21 protein-coding genes are annotated in these 23,566 nt (G+C 70.2%); 5 read left to right on the top strand and 16 right to left on the bottom strand.

Going from position 1 to position 23,566, the window contains the following annotated elements; translation table 11 throughout:
* Positions 1 to 8 precede the first annotated feature (8 nt).
* Genes SHK19_RS00495 through SHK19_RS00460 form a run of 8 tightly spaced genes read right to left on the bottom strand, consistent with a single transcriptional unit; the run spans position 9 to position 9,574 of the window.
* Complete coding sequence (locus SHK19_RS00495; RefSeq protein WP_322454144.1) at positions 9 to 1,175, bottom strand: acyl-CoA dehydrogenase family protein; 1,167 nt, start codon at positions 1,173 to 1,175, stop codon at positions 9 to 11.
* Positions 1,175 to 3,175 (bottom strand): acetyl/propionyl/methylcrotonyl-CoA carboxylase subunit alpha, encoded by a 2,001-nt coding sequence (locus SHK19_RS00490; RefSeq protein WP_322937539.1) that lies wholly within the window; start codon positions 3,173 to 3,175, stop codon positions 1,175 to 1,177. Before SHK19_RS00490 ends, SHK19_RS00495 begins: the two co-directional genes overlap by 1 nt.
* 14 nt (positions 3,176 to 3,189) lie before the next feature.
* Positions 3,190 to 4,779 carry an acyl-CoA carboxylase subunit beta gene (locus SHK19_RS00485; protein WP_322937538.1) on the bottom strand — a complete coding sequence of 530 codons (1,590 nt, stop codon included), beginning with the start codon at positions 4,777 to 4,779 and terminating at the stop codon, positions 3,190 to 3,192.
* Positions 4,776 to 5,237, bottom strand: a complete 462-nt coding sequence (locus SHK19_RS00480) for an SRPBCC family protein (RefSeq protein ID WP_322937537.1) — start codon at positions 5,235 to 5,237, stop codon at positions 4,776 to 4,778. The genes SHK19_RS00485 and SHK19_RS00480 overlap by 4 nt, the downstream gene beginning before the upstream one ends.
* A complete protein-coding gene (locus SHK19_RS00475; protein ID WP_322937536.1) occupies positions 5,234 to 6,391 on the bottom strand; it encodes an acyl-CoA dehydrogenase family protein in 1,158 nt (385 codons plus the stop codon). Before SHK19_RS00475 ends, SHK19_RS00480 begins: the two co-directional genes overlap by 4 nt.
* A complete protein-coding gene (locus tag SHK19_RS00470) occupies positions 6,388 to 8,139 on the bottom strand; it encodes an acyclic terpene utilization AtuA family protein (protein WP_322454149.1) in 1,752 nt (583 codons plus the stop codon). Before SHK19_RS00470 ends, SHK19_RS00475 begins: the two co-directional genes overlap by 4 nt.
* On the bottom strand, positions 8,136 to 8,954 hold the full coding sequence (locus SHK19_RS00465; protein ID WP_322454150.1) for a TIGR03084 family metal-binding protein: 819 nt from the start codon (positions 8,952 to 8,954) through the stop codon (positions 8,136 to 8,138). Before SHK19_RS00465 ends, SHK19_RS00470 begins: the two co-directional genes overlap by 4 nt.
* Complete coding sequence (locus tag SHK19_RS00460) at positions 8,951 to 9,574, bottom strand: TetR/AcrR family transcriptional regulator (protein ID WP_322937535.1); 624 nt, start codon at positions 9,572 to 9,574, stop codon at positions 8,951 to 8,953. The genes SHK19_RS00465 and SHK19_RS00460 overlap by 4 nt, the downstream gene beginning before the upstream one ends.
* Before the next feature lie 272 nt (positions 9,575 to 9,846).
* Here SHK19_RS00460 and SHK19_RS00455 point away from each other — a divergent pair, with 272 nt between their 5' ends.
* Genes SHK19_RS00455 through SHK19_RS00435 form a run of 5 tightly spaced genes read left to right on the top strand, consistent with a single transcriptional unit; the run spans position 9,847 to position 14,478 of the window.
* Positions 9,847 to 10,743 carry a hypothetical protein gene (locus SHK19_RS00455; RefSeq protein ID WP_322937534.1) on the top strand — a complete coding sequence of 299 codons (897 nt, stop codon included), beginning with the start codon at positions 9,847 to 9,849 and terminating at the stop codon, positions 10,741 to 10,743.
* 41 nt (positions 10,744 to 10,784) lie between these two features.
* Positions 10,785 to 12,083, top strand: a complete 1,299-nt coding sequence (locus SHK19_RS00450; RefSeq protein ID WP_322937533.1) for a D-arabinono-1,4-lactone oxidase — start codon at positions 10,785 to 10,787, stop codon at positions 12,081 to 12,083.
* Entirely contained in the window at positions 12,080 to 13,285 is a 1,206-nt protein-coding gene (locus tag SHK19_RS00445) for an amino acid deaminase/aldolase (RefSeq protein ID WP_322454154.1), read from the top strand. Before SHK19_RS00450 ends, SHK19_RS00445 begins: the two co-directional genes overlap by 4 nt.
* Positions 13,285 to 14,034 (top strand): MFS transporter, encoded by a 750-nt coding sequence (locus SHK19_RS00440; protein ID WP_322937532.1) that lies wholly within the window; start codon positions 13,285 to 13,287, stop codon positions 14,032 to 14,034. Before SHK19_RS00445 ends, SHK19_RS00440 begins: the two co-directional genes overlap by 1 nt.
* Before the next feature lie 60 nt (positions 14,035 to 14,094).
* Positions 14,095 to 14,478, top strand: coding sequence for a hypothetical protein (locus tag SHK19_RS00435; RefSeq protein WP_405030447.1), 384 nt, complete (start codon positions 14,095 to 14,097; stop codon positions 14,476 to 14,478).
* Here the strand turns inward: SHK19_RS00435 and SHK19_RS00430 are convergent.
* From SHK19_RS00430 to hydA, 8 genes are all read right to left on the bottom strand, one after another.
* A complete protein-coding gene (locus tag SHK19_RS00430) occupies positions 14,437 to 15,930 on the bottom strand; it encodes a CoA-acylating methylmalonate-semialdehyde dehydrogenase (RefSeq protein ID WP_322454156.1) in 1,494 nt (497 codons plus the stop codon). The genes SHK19_RS00435 and SHK19_RS00430 overlap by 42 nt on opposite strands.
* Position 15,931: 1 nt before the next feature.
* The gene (locus tag SHK19_RS00425) at positions 15,932 to 17,251 is read right to left on the bottom strand and encodes an aspartate aminotransferase family protein (protein WP_322454157.1); all 1,320 of its coding nucleotides are present in this window, start codon (positions 17,249 to 17,251) and stop codon (positions 15,932 to 15,934) included.
* A complete protein-coding gene (locus SHK19_RS00420; protein ID WP_322937531.1) occupies positions 17,248 to 18,432 on the bottom strand; it encodes an ABC transporter substrate-binding protein in 1,185 nt (394 codons plus the stop codon). The genes SHK19_RS00425 and SHK19_RS00420 overlap by 4 nt, the downstream gene beginning before the upstream one ends.
* 43 nt (positions 18,433 to 18,475) lie before the next feature.
* Entirely contained in the window at positions 18,476 to 19,297 is an 822-nt protein-coding gene (locus SHK19_RS00415; protein WP_322454159.1) for an ABC transporter permease, read from the bottom strand.
* Positions 19,294 to 20,130 carry an ABC transporter ATP-binding protein gene (locus SHK19_RS00410; protein WP_322454160.1) on the bottom strand — a complete coding sequence of 279 codons (837 nt, stop codon included), beginning with the start codon at positions 20,128 to 20,130 and terminating at the stop codon, positions 19,294 to 19,296. The genes SHK19_RS00415 and SHK19_RS00410 overlap by 4 nt, the downstream gene beginning before the upstream one ends.
* On the bottom strand, positions 20,127 to 21,011 hold the full coding sequence (locus SHK19_RS00405) for an ABC transporter permease (RefSeq protein WP_322937530.1): 885 nt from the start codon (positions 21,009 to 21,011) through the stop codon (positions 20,127 to 20,129). The genes SHK19_RS00410 and SHK19_RS00405 overlap by 4 nt, the downstream gene beginning before the upstream one ends.
* 5 nt (positions 21,012 to 21,016) lie before the next feature.
* Positions 21,017 to 22,051, bottom strand: coding sequence for a TIGR03842 family LLM class F420-dependent oxidoreductase (locus tag SHK19_RS00400; protein WP_322454162.1), 1,035 nt, complete (start codon positions 22,049 to 22,051; stop codon positions 21,017 to 21,019).
* Positions 22,052 to 22,115: 64 nt separating this feature from the next.
* A complete protein-coding gene (gene hydA / locus SHK19_RS00395; protein ID WP_322454163.1) occupies positions 22,116 to 23,546 on the bottom strand; it encodes a dihydropyrimidinase in 1,431 nt (476 codons plus the stop codon).
* Between the last annotated feature and the right edge of the window lie 20 nt (positions 23,547 to 23,566).

Here is a 23,566-nt window from a genome sequence, read left to right as displayed (position 1 = left end):
CGCCGACATCAGTAGCTCTTGGGCAACCCCAGCGTGTGCATGGCGACGAAGTTGAGGATCATCTCCCGGCTGACAGGGGCGATCCGGCCGAGCCGGGAGGCGACCAGCATGTTGGCGAGGCCGTACTCGACGGTGAGGCCGTTGCCGCCGTGGGTGTGGACCGCGACGTCGGCGGCGTTGCAGGAGACCTCGCCGCCGGCGTACTTCGCCATGTTGGCGTACTCGCCCGCGGTGAAGTCGTCGCCCGCGTCGTAGAGCGCGGCGGCCTTCTGCCACAGCATCCGGGCCTGCTCGAGCTCGATCTTGACCTTGGCGAGCGGGTGCTGGATGCCCTGGTGGGCGCCGATGGGGGTGTCCTTCCAGACGCTGCGGGTCTTGGCGTAGTCGACGGTGACGTCGAGCACGTAGCGCGCCATGCCGCACGACAGGGCCCCGCCCATGATCCGCTCGGGGTTGAGGCCGGCGAACAGCTGCCAGAGGCCGCCGTCCTCGTCGCCCACCAGCGCGTCGGCGGGCAGCCGGACGTCGTCGAGGAACAGGGTGAACTGCTTCTCCGGCGCCGACCACGCCATCTCGATCGGCTGCTTGGTGAAGCCTTCGGCATCGGTCGGTACGACGAACAGCGCCGGCTTGAGCTTGCCGGTCTTGGCGTCCTCGGTGCGCGCCACGATCAGCACCGACTGGGCCTCGTCGACACCCGAGATGAACGTCTTCTGGCCGTTGAGCACCCACTGGTCGCCGTCACGGGTCGCGGTGGTGGTGATGTTGTGCGCGTTGGAGCCGGCGTCGGCCTCGGTGATCCCGAAGGCCATCAGCAGGGTGCCGTCGGCGATGCCGGGCAGCCACCTCTGCTTCTGCTCGTCGGTGCCGCACCGGCTGATGATCGACCCGCAGATGGCCGGCGACACGACCATCATCAGCAGCGGCGCACCGGCGGCGGCGGCTTCCTCGAGGACCGCGGCCAGGTCGGCCATGCCGCCGCCCCCGCCGCCGTACTCCTCGGGGATGTTGACGCCCAGGAAGCCGTTGGCGCCCATCTCCAGCCAGAGGTCGGTGGTCTTGCCGCCCTCGCGCGCCTGCCGCTCGATGTACTCGCGGCCGTACTTGCTGGCGAGCTTCTTGACCGCCTCGCGCAGCGCCACCCGCTCCTCGGGCTCGGTGAAGTTGATCGTCATCAGTTGTCTTCCTCTGCGTCGGGGTTCTCCGCGTTGTCGGGATCAGGGGTGACGACGGCGAGCACGGTGCCCGCCTCGACCTGCTGGCCGGTGGTGGCGGCGAGCTCGGTGACCGTGCCGGAGTACGGCGCGGCGATGGTGTGCTGCATCTTCATGGCCTCCATCACGAGGATGGGTGCGCCCTCGGCGACCGCGTCGCCGACCTGGGCGTGGACCGCGATCACGCTGCCGGGCATGGGCGCGAGCAGCGAGCCGGCGGCCACCGCGGTCGCGGGGTCGACGAACCGCGGCTTGCGCCGGAGTGGGACGTGGCCGAGCGGCGACTCGACGTCGACCTGGTCCCCGGCGACCCGCACCGCGAAGGTACGGCGGACGCCGCCCGTCTCGAGGACGACCTGGTCCGGACCGGCCGAGACGACGACCACGTCGTCGAGGTCGGCGGACGAGAAGGTGCGGCCGCCGTACCAACGCACGGGGAGCTCGCCACCGCCGTCACCCAGCAGGAACACGGTCTCCTGCGGCTGCGCGACGACGTTGCGGAAGCCGGCCGGGATCCGGCTCTGCACCCGGGCGCCCCGCCGGGCCCGCTCGGCCAGGGCGATCGCGGCGGCGAAGCCCGACAGCGGCACCGTCTGCTCGCCGCCGGGGGCGGCGCCGAGCAGGGCCAGGTCCGCGCCGTCGAGCCACGTCGTGTCCATGGTCGCGTCGACGACCACGGGGTCACGCAGCAGGTTGACGAGGAGGTCGCGGTTGGTGCGCAGCCCGTGGATCTCGGCGCGCGCCAGCGCGCCGGCGAGCTGCCGGAGCGCCCGGTCCCGCGACGGCGCCCAGACGATGACCTTGGCGATCATCGCGTCGTAGAAGGTGCCGATCTCGTCGCCGGACCCGACGCCCGAGTCGAGCCGGATGCCGTAGCCCGTGGTCCGGAACTCGCTGACCACACCCGGCACCTCGAACCGGGTGATGGTGCCCGACTGCGGCTGGTAGCCGGCGACCGGGTCCTCGGCGTAGAGCCGGACCTCGATCGCGTGACCCTGCGGAACCGACGGCACGTCCTCGAGCAGCGGTGCTCCCTCCGCCACGGCGATCTGGAGGGCGACCAGGTCGACGCCGTAGACCGCCTCGGTGACCGGGTGCTCGACCTGGAGGCGCGTGTTCATCTCCAGGAAGTAGAAGCGGTCCTTGGAGACGTCGTAGAGGAACTCGACGGTCCCGGCGCCGCGGTAGTCGATCGCCTCCGCGGCGGCCTTCGCCGCCTCGTGCAGCGCCTTGCGGGTCGCGTCCGGCAGCGCGGGGGCCGGCGCCTCCTCGATCACCTTCTGGTGACGCCGCTGCACCGAGCAGTCCCGCTCACCGAGGACGACGGCGCCGTCGGCCGTGCCGAGCACCTGGACCTCGATGTGCCGACCGGACTGGATGTAGGGCTCGACGAAGACGGTGCCGTCGCCGAACGAGGACGCCGCCTCCGACTGCGCGGCCTCGATCTCGCCGCGCAGCTGGTCGAGCTCGCGGACGATCCGCATGCCGCGGCCGCCGCCCCCCGCCGACGCCTTCACCAGGACCGGGAGGTCCTCGGCGGTGGCCGTCTCAGGGGTGAGCTCGCCGAGCACCGGTACCCCGGCGGCCTCCATCAGCTTCTTGGACTCGATCTTGGAGCCCATCCGCTCGATGGAGTCGGGCGTGGGGCCGACCCACGTCAGTCCGGCGTCGAGCACCTGTTGTGCGAACGCGGCGTTCTCGGACAGGAACCCGTAGCCCGGGTGGATCGCGTCGGCACCGGCCTTCCGCGCGGCCTCGATCACCAGGTCCCCGCGGAGGTAGGTCTCGGCCGGAGCGTTCCCCGGCAGCCGTACGGCGGCATCGGCGTCGGCCACGAACGGCATACCCGCGTCGGCGTCGGAGTGGACGGCGACGGTCTCGATGCCGAGGTCACGACAGGTGCGGAAGACCCGCCGGGCGATCTCGCCACGGTTGGCGACCAGAAGTCTTTGAATGGTCATCTGCAGGCAGTCCCTTACATGCGAAAGACGCCGAAATTCATGGCGCCCTCGATCGGCTGGTTGTCGATGACGGACAGGCAGATGCCGAGAACGGTGCGGGTGTCGCGCGGGTCGATGACGCCGTCGTCGTAGACCAGGCCGGAGAGGAAGTAGGGCAGCGACTGCTCCTCGACCATCCCCTCGACCATGTCCTTGATGCCCTTGAAGCCCTCGGCGTCGAAAGGCTCGCCCTTCTTCTCCGCCGACTCGCGCGCCACGATCTCGAGCACGCCGGCGAGCTGCTGCGGTCCCATGACGGCGGACTTCGCCGACGGCCAGGTGAAGAGGAAGCGCGGGTCGTAGGCGCGGCCGTTCATGCCGTAGTTGCCGGCGCCGTACGACGCGCCCATGATCACCGTCAGGTGCGGCACCTTCGAGTTGGAGACGGCGTTGATCATCATCGCGCCGTGCTTGATGATGCCGCCCTGCTCGTACTCCGTGCCGACCATGTAGCCGGTGGTGTTGTGCAGGAACAGCAGCGGCGTGTCCTTCTGGTTGGCCAGCTGGATGAACTGCGCGGCCTTCTGTGCCTCCTCGGAGAACAGCACGCCGCGCGCGTTGGCGAGGATGCCGATCTCGTGGCCGTGCAGCCTGGCCCAGCCGACGCACAGCGAGGCGCCGTACAACGGCTTGAACTCGTCGAACGGCACCGCGTTGCCCGGCCCGGAGCCGTCGACGATCCGCAGGATCGCCTCCCGGGGGTCGAACGGCTCCTTGAGGTCGGTGGGGATCAGGTCGAGCAGGTCCTCGGGGTCGAGGTCGGGCTCGGCGTACGACGACGGGTCCGGGGTGGTGCCCCTCTTGCGCCAGTTGAGCCGGGCGACGACGCGGCGCGCCTGCCGGACGGCGTCGTGCTCGTCGACCGCGAGGTAGTCCGAAGAGCCGGAGACCCGGGAGTGCATCTCGGCCCCACCGAGCGACTCGTCGTCGGTCTCCTCACCCGTCGCCATCTTCACCAGCGGCGGCCCGGCGAGGAAGACCTTGGCCCGCTCCTTGACCATGATCACGTAGTCGCTCATGCCCGGGACGTAGGCGCCGCCGGCCGTGGAGTTGCCGAAGACGACCGAGATCGTCGGCTGCTTGCGGGCCGAGGACCGGGTGAGGTCGCGGAAGCCGCGGCCGCCGGGGATGAAGATCTCCTTCTGGGTCGGGAGGTCGGCACCACCGGACTCGGTGAGGTTGATGCTCGGCAGGTAGTTGCGCTCGGCGATCTCCGCCGCCCGGAACGTCTTCCTCAGCGACCACGGGTTGAGGGCACCGCCCTTCACCGTCGGGTCGTTCGCGATGATCATGCACTCCACGCCCTCGACCACGCCGATCCCGGTGACGACGCTGGCACCGACCGCGAAGTCGCTGCCCCAGCCGGCCAGCGGCATCAGCTCGAGGAACGCCGAGCCCTCGTCGACGAGCAGCTCGATCCTCATCCGTGCGGTGAGCTTCCCGCGCTCCAGATGGCGGGCGATGTACTTGCCGCCGGCCTCGACGGCCTTGGCCTGCTCCGCGTGGAGCGACTCGATCTTCTCGAGCATGGCCGCTCGTCGGGTCTCTTCCGTCGTGGCGGTCATGACTCCACGACCTCCTTCATCCTCGCCAGCGTCGTGCGCATGCCGCGCTCGTTGGTGCGGCCGCGCAGGCTACCGAGCACCAGCCAGTAGCCGCGGAGGTACCACTTCGGCGTGAGCCGGAAGTACTCGGTGACCCGGGTGCCGTCACCCTCCGGCGTCAGTCGGTAGCCCCAGGTGTTGAGCGGGTTGCCGTCGAGCCCCACGGCGAACTCGAACACCTCGTTCTCGACGCAGGTGGTGACCGTGCACGGCGCCCAGTACGTCGGTCCGACGCCGTTGCGCTTCACGTGGCCCTTGAACCGGGCGCCGACGGCCGGCCCGGTCGCACCGTGCGTCCACTCGGCCTCGAACGTCTCGGGTGAGAACTCCCCGATCCGGGTGACGTCGCTGACCAGGTCCCAGACCTTCTCCGGCGCAGCGCGCATGAAGAGGTCGACCTCTCCGCCCAGGCCGGTCATCCCGCGTAGCCCAGCAGTCGGGCGGCCAGGTCGGTGAGCACTTCGGTCGAGCCACCGCCGATCGGCAGCAGGCGGACGTCGCGGTAGTGTCGCTCGACCTCGGACTCGCGCATGTAACCCATCCCTCCGTGCAGCTGCACGGCCTGGTCGGCGACCCAGACCGCGGTGTCGACAGCGGTCTGCTTCGCCAGGCAGGCCTCGGCGATGCAGTCCTCGCCGGCGTCGTACCGCCGCGCCACCTCGAGCGTGTAGCTGCGGGCGACCGCCACCTGGCGGTGCATCTCGGTCAGCTTGGCGCGGACCACCTGGTTGGCGACCAGCGGCTTGCCGAAGGCGTCGCGGTCCTTGCAGTGCTGCGCGGCGAGGTTGAGGCAGCGCAGGGCGTGGCCGTAGCCCATCAGCGCCAGCCAGATCCGCTCGGAGACGAAGTTCTGTGCGATGTAGTAGAAGCCGTGGTTCTCCTGGCCGATCAGGTGGGTGGCCGGGACCCGCACGTCCTCGTAGGACAGCTCGCCGGTGTCGGACGCGAGCCAGCCCATCTTGTCGAGCTTGCGGGAGACGGTGAACCCGGGCGTGCCCTTGGGTACGACGATCATCGAGATGCCGTGCGCCCCGGGCTCGCCGGTGCGCACCGCCGTGGTGACGAAGTCGCCGCGCACCGAGGACGTGATGAACGTCTTGGCGCCGTTGATGACGTAGTCGTCGCCGTCGCGCACGGCCCGGGTGGCGATGTTGGCGACGTCGGACCCGGCACCAGGCTCGGTCACGGCCAGCGACCCGATCAGGTCGCCGGTCAGCACCGGTCGGACGTAGGTGTCGATCAGCTCCGGTGAGCCGTTCTGGATGATGTGCGGGATCGCGATGCCGTGGGTGAACGCCGACGCCATCAGACCGCCGGACCAGCCGCCCTCCATGAAGCCCTGCTGCATCGCGCAGGCGTCGATCAGGGTGCCGCCGTCACCGCCGACCTCTTCCGGGACGCCGACGCCGAGGAAGCCGGCGTGCGCGAGCTTCTTCTGGAACTCCCGCGGGACCTCGCCGTCCCTCTCCCACTGGTCGAGGTAGGGCGTCACCTCGCGCCTCGTGAACTCGAGCGCCGACTCCTTGAGGGCGATCTGCTCCTCGGTGAAGCCGTGGTTGAACGTGGTGCTCACAGGACGTTCCCTTCGATGTTGACGAGACGGGAGCGGATCCACTCGGCAAGGCCCTTCGCCTGCGGGTCGAAACGAGCGGTGGCGGCCACGCCCTCGTCGAGCAGGCCATGGATCAGCACGTTGACGCCTCCGAGGTTGGGCAGGACGTAGACCTCGATGTCGAGGTCGGCCGCCTCGGGGATCAGCTCCCGCACCCGACGCTGCGACATGAACTTGGTCAGCCAGGTCACCCGCTCGGCGTACCTTGGGTGGCCGTCGTTCTTGACCCAGAGCCCGATGTTGGCATCGCCGCCCTTGTCGCCGGACCGTCCGTGCACGAACGTGCCGAGCGGCAGCCGGCGGGTGAGCGTGTCCGTGGGCGCGGGGTACGGCGACGGCCGCTGGCCGGCTGCCGGGTCGACGGGAGCACTGGCCGACACCGGATCGTCGATCACCTCGGTCGTGCCGTCGTGGTGGACGACGGTGTGCCGGACCGCACCACGCGGGACGTACGCGGGGCGGTAGACGCCGTACGCCGTGCCGGGGCCGGGCATCCGGGTGACGCTGAAGCCCGGGTAGGACCCGAGCGCGAGCTCGATGATCGGAGCGGTGAGGGCCTTGCCGACCTTGTCGGCGCTCGGGTCGAACGCGGTGACCCGGAGCAGGAGCGACGCGCCTTCCTCGGTATCGGCGTCCTCCTGGACCGGTCCGATGCCGGACCACACCACCTTGGCCGGCCGGTCGGACCCGAGCGCGGACTCGACCTGGGCCTTGACCCACTCGACCTTGGCTTCGCAGTCGAGCCCGGTGACGACGAACTCGGCGGAGTTGCGGAAGCCGGCGAAGTAGTTGAGGCACACCTTGAGCTGCTCCGGCGGCGGGGATCCGGTGACGCCGGTGACCGCCACCCGGTCGGGTCCGGCCTGCTCGAGTCGCAGCGAGGTGAGGTCGACGGTGACGTCGGGGTTGAGGTACCTCGTCGACTGGATCTCGTAGACCAGCTGGGCGGTGACGGTGTCCACCGTGACCGCACCACCGGTACCGTCATGCTTGGTGATCACCATCGAGCCGTCCTCGGACAGCTCGGCGATGGGGAAGCCGAGCGGCTGTCCTCCGCTGATCGCGCCGGTCGACATCAGGTCGACGAAGCCGCTGAAGTTGCCACCGGTGGCCTGGGTGCCGCACTCGATGATGTGGCCGGCGACCACGGCGCCGGCGAGGGCGTCGTACGACTCGGGCGTCCAGCCGAAGTGGGCGATGGCCGGTCCCACGACGACCGAGGCGTCGGTGACGCGGCCGGTGACCACCAGGTCGGCGCCGCGCTCGAGCGCGGAGGCGATGCCGAACGCGCCGAGGTAGGCGTTGGCCGTCATCGGGTTGCCGTAGGTCTCGTGCAGCAGACCGAGGTCGGCGACCTGGTCGCGGAGGTCGTCGCCCTCGACGTGGGCGATCTTCGGGTCCAGCCCGAGCCCGGTCGCGACCTCGCGCAGCTTGTCGGCGAGGCCCCGCGGGTTGAGGCCGCCGGCGTTGACGACCACCTTGACGTCCCGCTCGAGGGCGAGGCCGAGGGCGTCCTCCGCCTGCTTCACGAAGGTGCGGGCGTAGCCGAGGCCGGGGTCCTTGACCGTGTCCTTGCCGAGGATCAGCATGGTCAGCTCGGCGAGGTAGTCGCCGGTGAGGTAGTCGAGCGGGCCGCCCTCGAGCATCTCGCGGAACGCCGAGAGGCGGTCCCCGTAGAAGCCGGAGCAGTTGCCGATCCTGATGGTCATGCCGTCGCCTGCCGACCGCCGCCGGCGGGACCGGCGAACGCCTGCGCGATGGTCAGCCACTTCTCGGCGTCGGCACCGACGGCGACCAGGTCGGTGTCGTCGCGGTGGATGCGCTGGGTGACCAGCTGGCAGAAGTCGTACGACGTGCCACGCACTGTCTGCTTCGCTTCAGGGGGGCCCCACGACCAAAGGTCCCCACTGGGGGAAGTCAGCTCGATCCGGAACTCGTCGGCCGGCGCCTCGAGGCCCTGCTGGACGAACGAGTAGTTGCGGGTGCGGACGCCGAGGTGGGCAACGTGCTTGATCCGGTCCGTCGGCGCGGGCCTGTTGCTGATCGATCCTGTCGAGATCAAGGCGTCGTGGACGTCGAGCGCGTGCGCCCAGGTCTCCATGAAGCGGGCGGTCGCCATCGAGGTGGCCGACATCGGCGGGCCGAACCACGGCATCTTCTGGCCGTCGGGCACCTCGCGGAGTGCCTTGGCGAGCGCCGCGCGTCCGGCGTCCCAGCGGACCAGCAGGTCCGCGGGATCGAGCCCGGCGAGCTCGTGGGCGCCCGCGTCGACGAACCCGGTCGGGTCGGCGATGGCCTGGAGGACGACCTCGTCCCAGGCCTCCTTCCCTTCCGGCGTGTGCGCGTCGGTCGCGAGGACGGCGACCTCGTCGGTCCACAGCAGGTGCGCCACCGTGGTCGCGATGGTCCAGCCCTCGGCGGGCACCGGGATGGTCCAGCCACTCGCATCCAGTCCGGCGACAGCAGCACGGAGCTGGTCACCCTCGGCGGTGAGGTCGGCGAGGACGTCGTCGAACAGGCTCACTTCTTGCCTCCGTCGGTGTGCAGTGCGGTGTCGAGCGTCGCCGCCCAATGGTCGAGGATCCGGCGCCGACGTGGGGTGTCGTCGCCGAGGGTGTTGGCGAGGCCGAGGCCTCGGACCAGGTCGAGGGTGGCTTGGATCAGCTCGCGTACGCCGGGCTGCGACTCGTCGGCACCCAGCAGCTGGACGGTCATCTTGTGGGTCTCGCGGCCGACCAGCTGCTCGAGCGGCGCGACCGCCTCCAGGAGGGTGTCGTCGGTGCGCGCGGCCACCCAGAGCTCCAGCGCGGCGGTGAACACCGGACCGGCGAAGTGGTCGCCGAGCATCTGGATCACCGCCCGCGTGCGCTGGTTGCCGTCGGGCAGCCGCGTGGCGGCAGCCGCGAGCTCCTCGCCGCGGCGCTCGGTCAGGTGGGCCACTGCGGCGACCACGAGGTCGTTCTTGGTCGGGAAGTGATGCAGCTGGGCGCCGCGGCTGACGCCGGCGCGCTCCGAGACGAGCGTCGTCGTCGTACCGCTGAAGCCTCTCTCGACCAGCAGCTCGACCGTGGCGTCCATCAGTCGCGCCCGCATCGCCCGGGTGCGCTCCTCCTGCGGGACGCGGGAGGCGGCTCGAACGGTCACCCGCTCAGCATGGCGCCCGACCAAACAAACAGTCAAGCCTGACTGTTACTTTCCTCAACGCATAGGCGAGGCCCGCGAGCCGATGGGATTGGAGCCCTCCCCACCACGTGCGCTCGCGAGCCTCGCGCAGGATCGCGACCCTCCAGCGGTACGCGACCTACCCCCCTAGCAGCCCACCGGTCCCCCGGACTCGCGACTGCTCACGAATCCCGCAGTAGTCGGCCACTCAGACCTACGGTAGAAGCCTTCCCTTCACATACAGGGAGTCAGATGTGAAAACCCCGGAACCCGGGGAGTCCGACGACTTCGCCGTCGCGCTCCGTGCGGCGATCGCCGCGCGGCAGGTCAGTCTGGTCTGGCTCCGGGACCGGCTCACCGACCGCGGCAACCCGGTGTCCCTGACCACCCTCAGCTACTGGCGGTCGGGACATCGCCACCCCGAGGGCGCCGGCTCGCACGCCGCGATCCGCGAGATCGAGGAGCTCCTCGGCCTGCCGGAGGATGCGCTCGCCTCCCTGATCGGTCCGACCCGACGAGTCGGCCCACTGGCCGCACCCGTGCCCCCGTTCGAAGCGAGACCGGTGAGCGAAGCGGCCGAGGAGACCACCGCAGCGTTGCGCGCACCTACGGGTGTCTTCCGCGAGCTCACCACCCAGGTCGTCGCCGACGTGGACGAGAGCGGCGTGCTGCGACGTCGGTGGATCCGCATGGTCCTCCAGGTCACGTCCGGGACTGTCGGCGAGTACCCCTGGGTCGAGATCGTCGAGGGGTACGACGGCCCGCCGGTGTTCTCCGATGCGGCCGGGGCTCGGCTGACCCGCACCTACGACCACCCGAGCGGCACGGCGTACGGCGTGGTGCTCGAGCTCGAGCGACCGGTGACCGCGCCGGACACCGCGGTGCTGGAGTGGGTCACCGACTACCCGTACGACGACGTACCGACCCCCGAGTGCATGCACGGGCGGTCGCGGCCGGGCGGCGACCTCCTGATGTGGGTGCGGTTCCACCCCGATCGCCTACCCACGTGGTGGGGGGAGTTCACCGACGCCGACGTCGCACCGGTCCCCCGCCGTACGGTCGGGCCCGGCAGCACGGCCCACGTGTTCCGCCGCAGCTTCGGGCCGGGCGTGTTCGGCCTCCGCTGGGGGTTCGAGGGTCGACAAGAGTAGGTCAGTTGACCTGATCTGGGGGCGGCGGTCATGCTGGATCCATGACCTGGCAGAACTGGGCGCGCACGGAGCAGGTGAACCCTGCGCGCACCGTTGCGCCCGGCTCGGCCGAGGAGGTGGCGGCCGAGGTGAAGCTGGCGGCCCGCGACGGCCTCCCGGTCAAGGCGGTCGGGTCGGGCCACTCCTTCACCGGCGTGGCCGTGGCGCCCGGGGTCCAGCTGCTCCCGGACCGGCTCGCCGGCCTGCAGTCGGTCGACAACGTGACCGGGCTGGTCACGGTCGACGCAGGCATCCCTCTGCACCGGCTCAACCCACTGCTCGCGCAGCACGGCCTGGCGATGGAGATCCTCGGCGATATAGACCGGCAGACGATCGCCGGCGCGGTGTCGACCGCCACGCACGGCAGCGGCGCTGGGTTCGGCAGCATCTCCACGCAGGTGCGAGGACTGGAGCTGGTGCTGGCCGACGGCTCCGTCGTGCAGTGCTCGGCGGCCGAGCGCCCCGACCTCTTCGAGGCGGCGCGGGTGTCGATCGGCGCGCTCGGCGTCATCACCAAGGTGACGCTCCAGTGCGTCCCGCTCTACGCCCTCCGCGCCGTGGACGCGCCGGTGCCGCTCGACGACGTGCTCGAGCGGGTCGACGACCTCGTCGACGAGAACGACCACTTCGAGTTCTTCTGGTTCCCGCACACCACGACCGCGCTGACCCGCCGGTTCGAGCGGCTGCCCGGCGACACCGAGCTGCGCCCGATGAGCGCGTTCGCCCGGACGGTGGACGACCGGATCGTCACCAACGTCGGCTTCGAGGCGATGCTGCGGGCCGGCACCCGATTCCCCCGGCTGGTCCCCGGCATCACCCGGCTCGTGACCAGGGCCGTGACCGCGCGCGACTTCACCGACCTCGCCCCCAATGTCTTCGCCTCGCAGCGCAACGTCCGGTTCCGGGAGGGTGAGTACTTCATCCCGCGGGCGGCGCTGGTGCCGGCGCTCCGAGAGCTCAAGCACTGGGTCGACACGCACGACGAGCCGGTGTCGTTCCCGTTCGAGGTGCGGTTCGTCCGCCACGACGACATCTGGCTGTCGCCGGCCTATGACCGCGACTCGGCCGTGGTCGCGTTCCACCAGTACCACCGGATGCCGCACGAGCGGTGGTTCGGCATCTGTGAGGACGTCCTCGGCGCCGTCGGCGGGCGACCGCACTGGGCCAAGCTGCACCGGCTCGACGCCGAGGGTCTGCGCGAGCGGCTCCCGAGGTTCGACGACTTCGTCGCCCTGCGCGACGAGCTGGACCCAACCCGGGTCTTCGCCAACCCCTACCTGGAGCGGGTGCTGGGAGCGTGACCCTGCAGACCACAGCGACCGGACCCACGTCGTACGACGACCTCGCCCGCGCCACGGCCGACCTGGAGACGCCGTACGCCGTCCTCGACCTCGGTGCGTTCCACGCCAACGCCGAGGACCTGGTCCGCCGCGCAGCCGGCACGCCGATCCGGGTCGCCAGCAAGTCGGTGCGGTGCCGTGAGGTGATCAGCCGCACCCTTGCGCTGCCGGGCTATGCCGGCGTCCTCGCCTTCACGCTGCCGGAGGCGCTGTGGCTGGCCCGCGACATCGACGACGTGGTGGTCGGCTATCCGAGCGTCGACCGCGCCGCGCTGGCCCTGCTGGCGGGCGACGAGCTGCTCGCGTCACGGGTCACCCTGATGATCGACAGCATCGAGCAGCTCGAGCTCACGGCGGCGGCGATCGGTCCCGGCGGGCCGCCGATCCGCGTCTGCGTCGAGCTCGACGCGTCGCTGCGGCTGGTCGGCGGCAGGGTGCACCTCGGCGCCCGGCGCTCGCCCACGCACACACCCGCGGAGGCGGCGGCGCTCGCACAGTCGGTCGTCGACCACCCCCGGTTCACGCTGGTCGGGTTGATGGCCTACGAGGGCCAGATCGCTGGAGTGGGCGACAACCAGCCCGGCCTGAGGAAGCACGCCGTGCGGGCGATGCAGCGGCTGTCCGCGCGCGAGCTGGCCGGGCGGCGGGCGGCCGCCGTCGCCGCGGTGCGGGAGGTGGCACCGCTCGAGTTCGTCAACGGCGGCGGCACCGGCAGCATCGAGAGCACCGCGGCCGAGGCCGCGGTCACCGAGATCGCCGCAGGGTCCGGGCTGTTCGGGCCCCACCTGTTCGACCACTACCGGCGGTTCCGGCCGCAGCCGGCCGTCCACTTCGCGCTGTCCGTCGTACGCCGTCCCTCGCCACGGCACGCGACCGTGCTCGGCGGGGGCTGGGTCGCGTCCGGCGCGATCGGCCCCGACCGGCTGCCCACGCCGGTGTGGCCGCGAGGCCTGGAGCTGGTGCCGGCCGAGGGAGCCGGCGAGGTGCAGACCCCGCTGACGGGCGCGGCAGCAGCGCAGCTGCGGATCGGCGACCGGGTCTGGTTCCGGCACACCAAGGCCGGCGAGGTGTGCGAGCACGTCGACGCACTGCACCTGGTCGCCGATGGTGAGGTGGTCGGCACCGCGCCCACCTACCGTGGTGAGGGCAAGGCCTTCTTGTGATGGACCAGCCTGTGAGTCGAGCCCGGCGCTCGTGCTTCGCGGCCTTCGGGATCCAGGGGTTCGGGTTCGCCTCGCTGATCACCCGGCTCCCGACGATCAAGGACCGGTTCGACCTCAGCGACTACGAGGTGCTGGCGGTGCTCGGCACCGTCGCCGTGCTGTCCGGCATCGGCAGCGTGCTCGCGGGATACGCCGCCGCGCGATGGGGCAGCGCCGTCGTGCTCCGCCTCGCGCTGGCCGCCGCCTCGGTGTGCATCGCCCTGATCGCGGTGCCCCACAGCCTCGGTGGCCTGCTGGTGACGACGTGCTCGTACGGTCTCTGTGTCGGCGCCGTCGACGCGACCATGAACATGCAGGGCGTGGGCATCCAGGACCAGTACGGCCGGAGCATCATGGTCGGCTTCCACGGCATGTGGAGCCTCGGAGCCGTCGTCGGCGGCGTCTACGCGACGATCAGCCTGGAGCTCGACTGGTCACTGCTGCCGACCCTCCTCGCCGTCAGCGCCGTCGGGTTGCTGCTCAACGGTCTGCTGTGCCGCGACCTGCTGGCCCACGACCCGATCGACGGTACGACGGCCGCCGGCGGCGAGGGCCGGCCGCGCGTCCCGTGGTGGCCGGTGCTCCTGCTCGCGATCCCGACGTTCGTGATGTGGTTCCTGGACTCCGCGACCTCGGCGTGGGGCGGCATCTACCTGACCGACGGGCTCTCGGCGTCGGAGAGTGCCGCGGCCCTCGCGTTCACCGCCTAGCAGGCCGTCCTCCTGCTGACCCGGCTGGTCGGCGACGCGGTGGTCCGCCGGATCGGCGCGGTGGCAACCGTGCGCGCGAGCGGTGCGGTCGCGTTCCTCGCGGTCGCCCTCGTCGCCGCCGCACCGTCGGTGCCGGTCACGATCGCGGGCTTCGCCCTGCTCGGCGCCGGCCTCGCGATGATCCCGCCGCTGTCGATGGTGGCGGCGGGTCATCTCGACCCCGAGGGCGGCGGCCAGGCACTCGCGCGGGTCAACGTCTCCAACTACGTCGGCTACCTGGTCGCGGCAGTCACCATCGCGGTCGTCGCCGAGCAGGTCGGCCACCGCGCCATGTTCCTCCTTCCGCTGCTGCTGACCCCGGTGCTGCTGCTGATGGCGGGGCGGTTCGCGCCTGCGCCTACGTCAATCGTGCTGGGGGAAGCCGAGGTTGATCCCGCCGTGTGACGGGTCGAGCCAGCGGCTGGTGATCGCCTTCTCACGCGTGAAGAACTCGATCCCCTGGGGGCCGTAGGCCTTCGCGTCGCCGAAGATCGACGCCTTGAAGCCACCGAACGAGTGGTAGGCGACCGGCACCGGGATCGGCACGTTGATGCCGACCATGCCGACCTCGACCTCGCGCTCGAACCGACGTGCGGCGCCGCCGTCGTTGGTGAAGATCGCGGTGCCGTTGCCGTAGGGGCTCGAGTTGATGAGGTCGACACCGTCGGCGTACGACGAGACCCGGACGACGGACAGCACCGGACCGAAGATCTCGTCCCGGTAGACCGTCGAGCTGGTCGGCACCTTGTCGATCAGGGTGGGACCTAGCCAGAAGCCCTCGGCAGGCCCGTCGTACTCCGCTTCCCGGCCATCGACGACGACGGTCGCCCCGTCGGTCGTCGCGACGTCGAGGTAGCCGGCGACCTTGTCGCGGTGCTCCCGGGTGATGAGCGGCCCCATGTCGCAGCCCTTGCGGCCGTCGCCGACGACCAGCTTGCCCATCCGGTCGCGGATCTTCTCGATCATCTCGTCGGCGATCGGCTCGACCGCGAGCACGACCGAGACCGCCATGCACCGCTCGCCGGCGGAACCGAACCCTGCGTTGACCGCCGCGTCGGCCACCAGGTCGAGGTCGGCGTCGGGCAGCACCAGCATGTGGTTCTTGGCGCCGCCGAGCGCCTGCACCCGCTTGCCGTGGGAGGTCGCGGTCTCGTAGACGTACTTCGCGATCGGGGTCGACCCGACGAACGAGATGGACGCGACGTCGGGGTGGGTGAGCAGCGCGTCGACCGCCTCCTTGTCGCCGTGCACGACGTTGAACACGCCGTCGGGCAGGCCGGCCTCCTTGAGCAGCGCGCCGATCCAGTTGGCGACGCTGGGGTCCTTCTCGCTCGGCTTCAGGACGACCGTGTTGCCGGTCGCGATCGCGATCGGGAAGAACCACATCGGCACCATCGCGGGGAAGTTGAACGGGCTGATGATGCCGACAACTCCCAGCGGCTCCTTCACCGAGTAGACGTCGACGTCGGTGGAGACGTTCTGCGAGAACGCACCCTTGGTCAGGTGCGGCATCGAGCACGCGAACTCGACGACCTCCAGCCCGCGCGCCACCTCGCCGGCGGCGTCGGAGAGCACCTTGCCGTGCTCGGACGTGAGGATCGCGGCGAGCTCGTCCTTGCGCTGGTTGAGCAGCTCGCGGAAGCCGAACATGACGTTCTGCCGCTTGGTGATCGACACCTGCCCCCAGCTGGCGAAGGCCTCCTTGGCGACGCCGACCGCGCGGTCGATGTCGGCGGCGGAGCCGTAGCGCACCTCCTTGGACACCACGCCGAGGGCGGGGTCGTAGACGGGGCCGGTGCGGGTCCCCTCGCCGGGGTCGGTGCTACCGGCGATCCAGTGGTCGAGTACTTCGGTCATCTCATAGCTCCTCGTCGAGCAGGGTCAGGACTTCGTCGTACGCCACCATCGCCTCGGCCACCTCGTCTTCGGTGACCACGCACGGGGGTACGACATGGATGCGGTTGTCGGCGATGAACGGCAGCACGCCACGGCTGACGAGCTCGCCCTTCGCCCGGCCCATCAGCGCCGCGGACAACGGCTCGCGGGTCGTGGGGTCGGCGACCAGCTCGATCGCCCAGAACACGCCGGTGCCGCGGACCTCTCCGACAACCGGGTGCTTGTCGGCCAGCGTCGCGAGGCCCGGACCGATGACATCGGCGCCGACCTGCTTCGCGTGAGTGACGATGCCCTCGCTCTCCATCGCGTCCATCGACGCCACGATGGAGGCGGCCGCCAGCGGGTGGCCGCTGTAGGTGAGGCCGCCCGGGAACACCCGGTCGTCGAAGGTGCGCGCGATCGGGTCGCTGATGATCACGCCGCCCACCGGGACGTAGCCGGAGTTGACCCCCTTGGCGAAGGCGATCAGGTCGGGCACGACGCCGAACGCATCGAGCGCCAGCCACTCGCCCGTGCGCCCGAACCCGGCCATCACCTCGTCGAGGATCAACATGATCCCGAACTCGTCCGCCAGCGCCCGCGCTCCCGCCAGGTAGCCCGGCGGGGGCATCAGGACCCCGGCGGTGCCGGGGATGGTCTCGAGCAGGATCGCGGCGACACTGGCCGGACCCTCGCTCTCGATCACCCGCCGCAGGTGCTGCAGAGCCCGCTCGCTCTCCTGCTCCGGCGTGGTCGCCCAGAACTCGGAGCGGTAGAGGTAGGGCCCGAACACGTGGACGTGCGCCCGCGCGTACTCGTTGGGGATCCGCCTCCAGTCTCCGGTCGCGACGATCGCGCCGCCGGTGTTGCCGTGGTAGGAGCGGTACGTCGACACGACCTTGTCGCGGCCGGTGTGCAGACGTGCCATCCGGATGGCGTTCTCGATCGCGTCGGCGCCGCCGTTGGTGAAGAACACCTTGTTGAAGCCCTCGGGTGCCCGGGCGGCGATCCGCTGCGCGGCGACCCCGCGGGTGAGGTTGGCGGTGGCCGGCCCGATGGTGGCGAGGGTCGCGGCCTGCTCCTGGATGGCCGCCACCACGGCCGGGTGCTGGTGCCCGATGTTGACGTTGACCAGCTGGCTGGAGAAGTCCAGGTAGCTGCGCCCGGAGTGGTCCCAGACCCGGCTGCCCTGCCCACCCGCGATCGGCAGCAGGGCGAGACCGCCCTGCGCCGACCACGAGTGGAACACGTGCCCCTGGTCGAGCTCCGTGGTGCGGGCGTTGAGATCGGCCGTCACAGTCACCGGCCACCCTCTTTCAGCGTCACTTCGATCGGCTCATAGTCGGCGCCGATGGTGTCGACGTCCTCCTCCTCGAGCTCGGCGAGCGCCTGTTCGACGTACTCGTTGGTGTAGGCCGACTCCGGCGGCTGCTCGGTGATGATGGTCGCGCCGGTCTCGTTCTCCGTGTTGAGGGCGATGTCGACGGTCTGCGCCCAGGCAGCTTCGTCGATGATCCCGACGCCGTTCGTCGAGGGCCAGATCAGCTTGTTGATCTCGTTGGCCATCCAGAGCTGGTGACTCTGGCCGAGCTCGGAGCCGGACGCGGCGACGATGTCGGCGGCGTCCTCCGGGTTGTCCCGCACGAACGCCCAGCCCTTGATCGAGGCCTTGATGAAGGAGACCGTCTGCTCCTCGTAGTCGGGGTCGGAGAGCTTCTCCGTCGTTGCCCAGATCGCGTCCTGGAGCATCGCGGTGCCGACGTCGTTCCAGTTGATGACGTTGAGGTCCTCGGGCGTGTAGAGCTCGCCGGTGTCGGGGTTCTTCGTCTCGAGGACCTGCGCGTACTCGTTGTAGGTCATCGCCTGTGCGGCGTCGATGTCGCCGGCCAGGAAGGCGTTCATGTCGAACGCCTGCTGGACCAGGTTGATGTCCTCGACGGTGACGCCGGCGGACTGCATCCCGGCGAACAGCTCCCACTCGTTGCCGAAGCCCCAGCTGCCGACGTTCTTGCCCTTGAGGTCGGCCGGTTCGGCGATGTCCTTGTTCTTGAAGGAGATCTGGGTCGTGGCGCTGCGCTCGAAGATCTGCGCGACGTTGGTGATGCCGGCGCCCTGCTCGATCGAGCCGAGCACCTTCGGCACCCACGAGATCGCGTAGTCGACGTCGCCGGACGCGAGCACGTCCTGCGGCACGATGTCGACGCCGCCCTCGATGATGTTGACGTCGAGACCCTCGTCGACGTAGTAGCACTCGGCGACGGCGGCGTAGTAGCCGGCGAACTGCGCCTGCGACACCCACTGGAGCTGGAGGGAGACCTCCTGGAGCTCACCGGCGTCCCGGGCCTCCTTGGTGCGCGTCGCGCAGTCCTCGCTCTGCTGGACCTCGACCTCGGACGACGAGCCGCCGTCGTCGTCGTCACCACAGCCGGTCATGACCAGGGCGAGCGCGACGGTGGCCGCGCCCAGCTTCAGGCTTCTCCTCATTTGCTTCTCCTGTTTCTGTGCAGATCTCGAGAATCGTGGGGGTTCATGCGGGCCTGTGGTGGCGTGAGAACCACAGCTCGACCAGCAGGGTGACGACGTAGAACAGCAGGCCGAGGACGATCGACCCGAACACGTAGGCCCACGCGAGCGGGTAGTTGCTGCTCGCGGCCGAGGACGTGATCGACTTGCCGAGCCCGCCGATGGGGCCGCCGAAGTACTCCGCGATCAGGGCGGCGATCACGGCGAGGGACGACGCGACCCGCAGGCCGGTGAACACGTAGGGCGTCGCGGTGGGCAGCGTCACCGTGCGGATGACCTGGAACGGACGGGCGGCGTACGCCGTCATCAGGTCACGGTGGACGGCACTGACCTGCCGGATGCCGCGCAGGGTGTTGAGGTAGACCGGGACCGCGACGGAGACGCCGGCCACGATGATCCGGCCGGTGTTCACCGCGGCGCCGAACATCGAGTAGAGGACCGGCGCGAGAGCGACGATCGGGATCACCGCGAGGGCGGCGACGACGGGGGCCGCCATCTGGTCGACGAACCGGAACGACCCTGCCACTGCGGCGCCGATGACCCCGATCACGGCGCCGGCGAGCATCCCGATCAACGCGTTGCGACCGGTGACGATGGAGCCGTCGACGATGTTCTCGGTGTTCGCGGTGACCTGCTCCCAGATCGCGCTCGGCGCCGGGAGGATGAACGGCTCGATGTCGGCCTGCTCCACCAGCACCTCCCACGCGAGGATCACGAGTGCGCCCAGCACCAGGGGCGCGACGATCGTGCTCCACCGGACCTCGGTGATCGGGAGTCGGGGGCGGGTGACGCGGCCCGCGGCGACGGGGTCGACAGCGGTCGTCATCGCACGTCCACCGAGTCCACACCAGCCGGCCCGGTCTCTGCCAGTGCGCCTTCCCCGCCGTGCAGAAGGGCTCGGACGTCGGCCACCGCGCGGAAGAACCCTTCCTCGTCCCGCGCCCGCTCGGTGCGGTCGTGCGCGCCGGTCAGCCCGTCGGCGCGGACATCGACCACCCCGGTGATCCGCCCCGGTCGTGGCGACATCACGACCACCCGGTCGGAGAGGAAGACCGCCTCGGGGATGGAGTGGGTGACGAACAGCACGGCGGCGCCGGTCTCGGCACAGATCCGCACCAGCTCGTTCTGCATCCGCTCACGGGTGATCTCGTCGAGCGCGCCGAACGGCTCGTCCATGAGCAGCAGCCGCGGGCTCTCCGCCAGCGCGCGGGCGATGGCGACCCGCTGCTGCATGCCGCCCGAGAGCTGGTCGGGGTGGCTCTTGGCGAACTCGGTGAGGCCCACCAGCTCGATCAGCTCGGCGACCCGCGCCTTGCGCAACGACGCGTCGGCGCCGTGGAGCTTGAGCGGGAGCTCGATGTTGCCGGTGACCGTGCGCCACGGGAGCAGGCCCGCCTGCTGGAAGGCGATGCCGTAGTCCTGGTCGAGCCGGGCCTGGCGGGCGACCTTGCCGAAGACCCTGATGTCCCCCGACGTTGCGGTGTCGAGGTCGGCGACCAGTCGAAGCAGCGTGCTCTTGCCACAGCCGCTCGGCCCGATCAGCGACACGAACTCGCCGTCGGCCACGGTGAGGTCGACGTCCCTCAGCGCGACGACCTCCTTGCGGCCCTTGCCGAAGATCCGGTCGACGCCGGTGACGGTGATGGCGGCTTCGGTCATCGGGAGGGCACTCCTGTGAGTCGGAACGGGCGGAGAGCGAGGCCGAGCAGGCCGATCGCGCCGGCGGCGACCAGGCCGACCGCGACCGCGCCGAAGATCGGCGCCCAGGGCTTGGCCGGGTCGCCGGAGGCGGCGACGGCGTAGTCGATGACCATCCGGCCGAGGCCGCCCTTGAGGCCGATCGAGACCTCGGCGACGACGGCGCCGATGACCGCGCTGGCGGCGGCGAGCCGGAGCGCCGGCAGCAGGTAGGGGATCGACGACGGCAGCCGGAGGGTCAGCAGCGTGCGCCACCAGCCGACGCCGTAGGACCGCATCAGGTCGAGGTGCGTCTTGTCCGGCGACTTGAGGCCGCGCAGGGCTCCGACGGCGACGGGGAAGAACGCGAGGTACGCCGCGATCACCGCGACCGAGTCCTCGCTGCTCCACAGGTAGCCGCCGATCTCGATCTCGGAGCCCCAGCGGCGGACCAGCGGGGCGATCGCGATCAGGGGGACGGTCTGGCTGAGGATGACCCACGGCAGCAGCGCGGACTCGACGATCCGCAGCCGGCTCATCAGCAGCGCCAGCAGCATCCCGACGACGACACCGATCACCCAGCCGCGGGCGGCCAGGCCGAGCGAGAACATGCTGGCCTCGAAGACCGCCTCGAACGCGTCGGGCGCCCCGGCCAGACCGGTGACCGGCTCACCGAAGCGCTGCACCATCTCCCAGGAGTGCGGCATCGCGAGCTCGGTCGTGCGCGGCAGCACGCGGGTGTCGCCGACCAGGACGCCCTGCTCCGGGCCGAACGCCTTGTAGAGGTCCCAGGTCGCGACCACGGCGGCCACGCCGAGGACGCCGAAGAAGACCGCGCGGAAGCGGTTCCAGATCTGAGTCAACGGGGTCAAGCCTTGGCGGTGATGTGGTCGCGGAGATGGGGCATGATCGACTCGCCGTAGACCCGCATCGTCTCCTCCTTGTTGTCGTGCTGGAGGTAGACCGCGAACTGGTCGACGCCGATCGCCCTCAGCTCCTCGAGCTTCGCGACGTGCTGCTCCGGGGTGCCCAGGATGCAGAACCGGTCGACGATCTCGTCCGGCACGAAGTCGACGTGGTCGTTGTCGGCCTTGCCGTGGGTGTTGTAGTCGTAGCCGGTGCGGCCCTTGATGTAGTCGACGAGGACCTGGGGGAACCCCTCGTTGTCCGCCGTCGCCTCGCCGTACTTGGAGACGATGTCGGCGATGTGGTTGCCGACCATCCCACCGAACCACCGGGTCTGCGAGCGCATGTGGTCGATCTGGTCCTCGCTGCCGACGTACGCCGGAGCGGCGACGCAGAACGTCAGCGCGTCGGGATCGCGGCCGGCGTTCTCGGCGGCCTCCCGGACCCGGGTGATCATCCACTTCGCGACGTCGACGTCGGCGAGCTGGAGGATGAAGCCGTCGCCGGCCTCGCCTGCGGTCTTCAGCGCCAGCGGACCGTAGGCGGCGATCCACACCTCGAGCTCCGAGGTGCGCGCCCACGGGAACTGCAGCGTCGAGCCGTTGTGCTCCACCGGCCGGCAGTTGCCGAGCTCCCGGATCACGTGGGTCGCGTCGCGCACCTCCTTGAGGGTGGTCGGCTTGCCGTTGAGGACGCGTACCGCGGAGTCGCCGCGGCCGATGCCGACCACGGTGCGGTTGCCGTACATCTCGTTGAGGGTCGCGAACACCGATGCCGTGACCGTCCAGTCCCGGGTCGCCGGGTTGGTGACCATCGGCCCGACGACGATCCGCCGCGTCTCCGCGAGGATCTGGCTGTAGATGACGTAGGGCTCCTGCCACAGCAGGTGGGAGTCGAAGGTCCACACGTAGTCGAACCCGTGCTCCTCCGCCTGCTTCGCGAGCCCGACCGTGCGCCAGGCAGGCGGGTTGGTCTGGATCACCACACCGAAGTCCATCTTGTCTGCTTCCTCTCGGTCGTCGAGTAGCCCGAGCCCCTGGGCGAGGGCGTATCGAGACGCCTCAGGTCAGGTACTGCGTCAGGTCGCGCTTGAGGTACTGACCGTGACCCTTGGTCCCCTTGAACTCACCGTCAGCGACCAGGACGGTGCCGCGGGAGATGGTCACGTCGACGTGGCCGTCGATCTCGAAGCCCTCCCACGCGGAGTGGTCCATGTTCATGTGGTGCTTCTTGCCCTCGCCGTAGCCGATCGACGTGTGACCGTTGGGGTCGTAGACGACGATGTCGGCGTCGGCGCCGGGCTGGATCACGCCCTTCTTGCCGTAGAGCCCGAACATCCGGGCCGGCGTGGTCGAGATCAGCTCGACCCAGCGCGGCAGCGAGATCCGGCCGTCGACGACACCCTGGTAGAGCAGGTCGACGCGGTGCTCGATCGAGCCGATGCCGTTGGGGATCGCCCGGAAGTCGTCCTTGCCGAGCTCCTTCTGGTCCTTCATGCAGAACGGGCAGTGGTCGGTCGACACCATCTGCAGGTCGTTGGTGCGCAGCCCCTGCCACATCGCCTCGAGGTGGCCCTCCTCCTCGGACCGCAGCGGCGTGGAGCAGACCCACTTGGCGCCCTCGAAGTCGCCCCACTCGTCGCTGCGGGCGCCGAGCTGCTTCTCGAGGGACAGGTAGAGGTACTGCGGGCAGGTCTCGCCGAAGACGTTCTTGCCGTTGTCCCGCGCCCACGCCACCTGGGCGACCGCCTGCTTCGCGCTCATGTGGACGACGTAGAGCGGCGCGTCGGTGACGTCGGCGAGCATGATCGCGCGGTGGGTGGCCTCCTCCTCCATCTGCCACGCCCGCGCGATGCCGTGGTAGTAGGGGGTCGTCTTGCCGGACTCGGCGAGCTGCGCCGCGAGCACGTCGATCGCGGGACCGTTCTCCGCGTGCATCATCGTCAGGAGGCCCATCTCGCGGGCCTTCTGCATCGCTCGCAGGATCTGGGCGTCGTCGCTGTAGAACACGCCCGGGTAGGCCATGAACAGCTTGTACGACGTGACACCCTCGTCGATCAGCCCCTCCATCGCCTTCAGCGACTCGTCGTCGACGCCACCGATGATCTGGTGGAACCCGTAGTCGATCGCACAGTTGCCGTCGGCCAGCTCGTGCCAGTGCGCGAGCCCGTCCTCGACGCGCTCGCCGTACTTCTGCACTGCGAAGTCGATGATCGACGTCGTGCCGCCCCACGCTGCGGCTGTCGTCCCGGTCTCGAACGTGTCGCTGGCCTGGGTGCCGCCGAACGGCAGCTGCATGTGGGTGTGGGCGTCGATGCCGCCCGGGATGACGTACTTCCCGGTGGCGTCGACGACTTCGTCGGCCTCGATGCTTCCCAGCGTCTGGCTGCCGGGCGCCAGCACCGCCACGATCTGCTCGCCGTCGACCAGCACGTCCGCCTCGACGGTGCCGGTCGCGTTCACGACCGTGCCGCCCTTGATCAGGATGGTCATCTCATTCTCCGGTGATCGAG

Source organism: Nocardioides bizhenqiangii, from assembly GCF_034661235.1.
Taxonomy (GTDB): Bacteria; Actinomycetota; Actinomycetes; order Propionibacteriales; family Nocardioidaceae; genus Nocardioides; species Nocardioides bizhenqiangii.
The sequence above is the reverse complement of the archived record's forward strand: the minus strand, read 5'-3'. Positions and strand labels throughout refer to the sequence as shown.